Annotated in this window: 3 protein-coding genes; 2 read left to right on the top strand and 1 reads right to left on the bottom strand. The window is 69.4% G+C overall.

Annotation, left to right across the window (positions count from 1 at the left end; translation table 11 throughout):
* The first annotated feature begins 396 nt into the window (after nucleotides 1–396).
* Nucleotides 397–1,185, top strand: coding sequence for an ABC transporter ATP-binding protein (locus tag ACJA3G_RS29465; RefSeq protein ID WP_406556085.1), 789 nt, complete (start codon nucleotides 397–399; stop codon nucleotides 1,183–1,185).
* Entirely contained in the window at nucleotides 1,182–3,761 is a 2,580-nt protein-coding gene (locus ACJA3G_RS29460) for an ABC transporter permease (protein WP_406556084.1), read from the top strand. The genes ACJA3G_RS29465 and ACJA3G_RS29460 overlap by 4 nt, the downstream gene beginning before the upstream one ends.
* A 66-nt stretch (nucleotides 3,762–3,827) precedes the next feature.
* Here the strand turns inward: ACJA3G_RS29460 and ACJA3G_RS29455 are convergent, their stop codons facing one another.
* Nucleotides 3,828–4,988, bottom strand: a complete 1,161-nt coding sequence (locus ACJA3G_RS29455) for an acyltransferase family protein (RefSeq protein WP_406556083.1) — start codon at nucleotides 4,986–4,988, stop codon at nucleotides 3,828–3,830.
* Nucleotides 4,989–5,194: the final 206 nt, after the last annotated feature.

The following is a 5,194-nucleotide window of genomic DNA, read 5'->3' as shown; positions in this document are numbered from 1 at the left end:
GCCCGGGGCGGTCCCGGCTCCACCCCCTTGCCCCGGGCCTGAGCGGCGGCGGAGAGCGCTCGGGTGGAGGCGCCCCCTACGGGACTCAGCCCTGGGGTGGAGAGCCCCTACGGGTTCCTCCCTACTTCAGGGCAGGGGGCGTTCGTCCTGGCGGAGGACGAGAAGAGGGGGAGCGGTTCTTTAACGTGGTCCTACATCGAGCGGCTGCGGGGGGCCGCAGGTGGAAGGTGGGGCTAGCCCCCCATGCAAGACACCGCCGGGCACCAGGGTGCCGGGCGTCCTCGATCGCCAGACTCAAGACGCAACCACGAAACGCGGCGGCGACGAGGCTCCGGACCACACAGGAGCCGGCCCACCGACGCGCTGACGCACTGACTCGCAACGAGGAGAAGAACCGTGACAACGGCTGTGACCATTCCCAGGCACGGGGGCACTGGAGGGCAAACGGCGGTCGCGGCTCGGGCGCGCCAGGTCGTCAAGGCGTACGGGTCGGGGGAGACCCGCGTGGTGGCCCTCGATGACGTGGACGTGGACATCGCGCGGGGGCAGTTCACCGCGATCATGGGCCCGTCGGGCTCCGGCAAGTCCACGCTGATGCACTGCCTGGCCGGGCTCGACACGGTGACGAGCGGCCAGATCTACCTGGACGACACCGAGATCACCGGTCTCAAGGACAAGAAGCTCACGCAGCTGCGCCGCGACCGGATCGGCTTCATATTCCAGGCGTTCAACCTGCTGCCGACGCTCAACGCGCTGGAGAACATCACGCTCCCGATGGACATCGCGGGCCGCAAGCCGGACCGGGAGTGGCTGGACCGCGTGGTGGAGACCGTCGGGCTCGCCGGACGGCTCAAGCACCGCCCGACCCAGCTCTCCGGCGGTCAGCAGCAGCGCGTCGCGGTCGCCCGCGCCCTCGCCGCCCGGCCCGAGATCATCTTCGGTGACGAGCCGACCGGAAACCTGGACTCCCGCGCGGGCGCCGAGGTCCTCGGCTTCCTGCGCCGCTCGGTGGACGAGCTGGGCCAGACCATCGTGATGGTCACCCACGACCCGGTCGCCGCCTCCTACGCGGACCGGGTGCTCTACCTCGCGGACGGCCGGATCGTCGACGAGATGTTCCGCCCGACCGCGGAAGCCGTGCTGGACCGCATGAAGGACTTCGACGCGCGGGGGCGGACGTCATGACCGTGCTCAAGACCTCGATGCGCAACTTCTTCGCGCACAAGGGACGGATGGCCCTCTCGGCCGTCGCGGTCCTGCTCTCGGTGGCGTTCGTGTGCGGCACGCTCGTCTTCACCGACACCATGAACACCACGTTCGACAAGCTCTTCGCCGCCACCGCGGCCGACGTCACCGTCAGTCCGAAGAACGCCAAGGCCGACGACCGGCCGCAGACCGGCAGGCCGGAGGCGCTGCCCGCCTCGGCCCTGGAGAAGGTGCGCGGCACCGCCGGGCTGAAGTCCGCCGAGGGCGGCGTCTCCAGCTCCAGCGTGACGGTCGTCAACTCCGAGAACGAGAACATGGGTTCCTCCAACGGAGGCCCCACGATCGCCGGCAACTGGACCGCCAACGACCTCAAGGCGATGGAGATCACCTCCGGTCACGCCCCGCGCGGGCCGACGGAGATGATGGTCGACGCCGACACCGCCGACAAGCACGATCTGAAGATCGGCGACGAGCTGCGCACCATCGCCGTCACCGGTGACTTCACCGCGAAGATCACCGGCATCGCCTCCTTCAAGGTGACCAACCCGGGCGCGGCGATCGTCTACTTCGACACCGCCACCGCCCAGCGCGAACTGCTGGGCCGCACCGGCCTGTTCACCAACCTCTCGCTCACCGCCGTCGACGGCGTCAGCGACGAGCAGCTGAAGCAGAACGTCGCCGCCCGGCTCGGCGCCGGCACCTACAAGCTGGAGACGGCCGCCGAGGCCAAGGACTCCGGCCGCGACTCGGTCGGCTCCTTCCTCGACGTCATGAAGTACGCGATGCTCGGCTTCGCCGGAATCGCCTTCCTCGTCGGCATCTTCCTGATCATCAACACCTTCTCGATGCTGGTCGCCCAGCGCACCCGCGAAATCGGTCTGATGCGGGCCATCGGCTCCAGCCGCAAGCAGGTCAACCGCTCGGTCCTGGTCGAGGCGCTGCTGCTCGGCTTCTTCGGCTCCGTCCTCGGAGTCGGCGCGGGTGTCGGTCTGGCCGTCGGCCTGATGAAGATCATGGGCTCGATGGGCCTGGAGCTGTCCACCGACGACCTCACGGTCAAGTGGACGACCCCGGCGGTCGGCATGCTGCTCGGTATCGTCGTCACCGTCCTCGCCGCCTACCTCCCGGCCCGCCGGGCGGGCAAGATCTCGCCCATGGCGGCCCTGCGCGACGCCGGTACGCCGGCGGACGGCCGGGCGGGCATGGTCCGGGCCGTCATCGGTCTGGTCCTCACCGGCGCCGGCGCCGCCTCGCTCTACGCCGCGGCCCACGCCGACAAGGCCAGCTCCGGCGCGGGCGTCCTCGCCGTCGGCGTGGTCCTCACCCTCATCGGCTTCGTGGTGATCGGCCCGCTGCTCGCGGGCGGTGTGGTGCGGGTGATCAGCGCCCTGGTGCTGCGGATGTTCGGCCCCGTCGGCCGGATGGCCGAGCGCAACGCGCTGCGCAACCCGCGGCGTACGGGAGCGACCGGCGCGGCCCTGATGATCGGGCTCGCCCTGGTGGCCTGCCTCTCGGTGGTCGGCTCCTCGATGGTCGCCTCGGCCACCGCCGAGCTCGACAAGTCGGTCGGCGCGGACTTCATCGTCCAGTCGGGCAACAACGACGGCCGGCCGATCGTGCCGCAGGCCGCCGACGCCCTGCGCAGGACGCCGGGTATCGCCCATGTCACCGACTACAAGTCGGTCGACGTGAAGATCACCACGCCGGACGGGAAGACCGGCGACGAGGACATCTCCGCGGCCAGTCCCACCTACGCCGAGGACCTGCGGCGCGAGACGGTCTCCGGCAAGCTCTCCGAGGCGTACGGCAAGGACGCCATGTCGGTCGGCGACAAGTTCGCCGAGGAGCACGGCGTCAAGGTCGGCTCCACGCTGACCGTCGCCTTCAAGGGCGGCAGCACGGCCCGCCTCAAGGTCGCGGCGATCACCTCGGACGACACCAACGTCGACAAGGGCGCGATGTACACCAACGTCACGACCGCCGAGCGCTATCTGCCCGCCGACCGGGTGCCGAAGAACATGATCATGTTCGCCAAGGCCGAGGACGGCAAGGCCAAGGAGGCGTACGCGTCCCTGAAGGCCGCGCTGAAGAAGTACCCGCAGTACAAGGTGCAGGACCAGACGGACTTCAAGAAGGACCTGAAGGACCAGATCGGCCAGCTCCTGAACATCGTGTACGGCCTGCTGGCCCTGGCGATCATCGTCGCGGTGCTCGGTGTGGTGAACACCCTCGCCCTGTCCGTCGTCGAGCGGACCCGGGAGATCGGCCTGATGCGCGCCATCGGCCTCTCGCGCCGCCAGCTGCGCCGGATGATCCGTCTGGAGTCGGTGGTGATCGCCCTCTTCGGCGCCCTGCTGGGCCTGGGCCTCGGTATGGCCTGGGGGACGACCGCCCAGAAGCTGCTGGCCCTGGAGGGTCTGGGCGTCCTGGACATCCCCTGGCCGACGATCACCACGGTCTTCGTCGGATCGGCGTTCGTGGGTCTGTTCGCCGCCCTGGTCCCCGCCTTCCGGGCGGGCCGCATGAACGTGCTCGGAGCAATCGCGAGCGAGTAGCCGCCGTACGGGGGTCGGCGGGGCGGCCCCGGGGAGTTCTCCTGAACTCCCCGGGGCCGCTTCATTTCAGAGCTTGTCCAGGCCCCGCTTGAGGCGCCTGCCGAGGGGCCGCTCCACGTACCGGTGCACCAGCCAGGACACCAGCAGCATCAGCGCGATCACCCCGCTGACCAGCGGGACGGGCTTCACCTGGGGGGAGAGCGCGCCGATGATCTCCCAGCCGATGTACTCGTGGAGGAGGTAGAGCGGATACGTCAGGGCGCCCGCGTACGGCAGCCAGCGCCACTGGATCCAGGAGAGCTTCCCGGTGGCGACCAGGCCCATCAGCCCGAAGCAGGCCGCCATGATCACCATGACCGGCCAGTAGGGCATCGGGTGGCTCAGGCGCTCCCGGGCGTGCTCCCAGGTGCTGTGGGTGGCGGGCAGCGACGCGGCGAGGCTGAACAGGACGATGCCGGTGAGCATCAGGTTCGGCCGGAACCGGTACATCAGATAGAAGGCGACACCCGCGATGAAGCACCAGCTGTTGTCCGGCATGATGATCATCCGGAGGGTGCTGTCGTCGGACTGGTAGGCGAGCGCACTGGCCACGGCCCAGGCGCAGCAGAAGAACAACACGCGGCGGTAGGTCAGCCCGCGCCAGGCCACCACCGCGAAGAGCAGATAGAACCGCAGTTCGGCGAAGAGGGTCCAGTAGACGCTGTCGACGCTCTGGACGCCCATCGGCTCCTGGAACATCGTGAGATTGGTGACGACGTCCTCCACCGGGCGCGCGCCCAGCCCGCCCGGCACGGCCGCCACGACCACGGTGGTGGCGATGACCGCGAACCAGTACGCGGGGTAGAGCCGCACCACGCGTGAGACGAAGAACGACTGGAGCGGCTTGCCCCAGCTGCTCATACAGATCACGAAGCCGCTGATGAGGAAGAAGAGCTGGACGCCGAGCCAGCCGTAGGCGGCGACCGGATAAGTGACCGGAAATCTGGCGCGCGAGTCGGTTTCCGGCCAACGTCCGGTGAGCGCCATGTAGTGGAACATGACGACCGTGAGGGCCGCGAGGAGGCGCAGACCGTCGAGTGCGTAGATGCGGCTCGGGCGGCTCCCCTCGACGACGGAGCCGGTCCGCTGCGGGGTGCCGGTGCTGGTGAGCACCGGCTCGGGCTGAAGGAGCGCTGTCCGCGCCTGGTCGGGCATGTCGAGCGGATTCCCCTCGGGCACTGATGTCATGGCGTCGGCGCCGCGACGCCGCCGTCTTGCCAGGCGTTCGGCACGTCCGCCGGAGCCTATGGGTTTCCACATGATTTGCAAAGGCTCACCTTTTGCTCAGGAATACCGCCGAAGGAGTGAACCGGGCGGTGTGCGCCCCCCGGCCTGCTTCCCGCGCGGGTGTCCCCCGGACGGCGGGGGCGGCGCGCAGCGCCTCGGTGGGGGTC

Origin of the sequence: Streptomyces sp. YS-3 (assembly GCF_045257485.1) — a bacterium.
In the GTDB taxonomy this organism is placed as follows: Bacteria; Actinomycetota; Actinomycetes; order Streptomycetales; family Streptomycetaceae; genus Streptomyces.
Note: the sequence above shows the minus strand (reverse complement) of the source record. Positions and strands in the feature narration are given on the sequence as shown.

Bases quoted from the DNA above. Each gene is read 5' to 3' on its own strand.
- ACJA3G_RS29460 (WP_406556084.1), top strand. From the start codon at position 1,182: ATGACCGTGCTCAAGACCTCGATGCGCAACTTCTTCGCGCACAAGGGA.
- ACJA3G_RS29455 (WP_406556083.1), bottom strand. From the start codon at position 4,988: ATGACATCAGTGCCCGAGGGGAATCCGCTCGACATGCCCGACCAGGCG.